This window comes from Bacillus sp. FG16, assembly GCF_057809515.1.
The window spans coordinates 1-374 of the sequence record NZ_JBMDKC010000373.1; the positions used below are offsets into that span (position 1 = coordinate 1).

General features: G+C 35.8%; 1 protein-coding gene. It reads left to right on the forward strand.

The features are described 5' to 3' along the window. Window positions 1–374 (forward strand): hypothetical protein (locus ACODS7_RS32805; RefSeq protein ID WP_488828749.1); only part of this gene is annotated, 374 nt, incomplete at both ends.

The following is a 374-nucleotide window of genomic DNA, read 5'->3' on the forward strand; positions in this document are numbered from 1 at the left end:
GGGGTTCAGCCTTCTTTATTTTTGGGGAAAGATTCAACAGATACTGTAGGTTCTATAGCAATTACACAAGTGACGCCGAATAAAACAGATTTTGCAAATGCTTGGGGAACAATTGGTATGGTTAATGAAATTAGTAATAATATGTTTAAAACAAATGCTACTGTAGGGTTCTTTAGAGATAGTGGTGGTAGGTTAGAGTTGAGTGCGGGTGGACATGTTCTCATAGATTCTAAGGGATTAATTAACGTAAGAAGCGATGATTTTCTGTTATTAAGAGCTAAGAGAACAATGAGGTTGGAAACTACATGGGATAATGGCGGTACTAATATTAACATGGAAGCAACAAAAAGTTTTAATGTTATGGCTCATTCTCA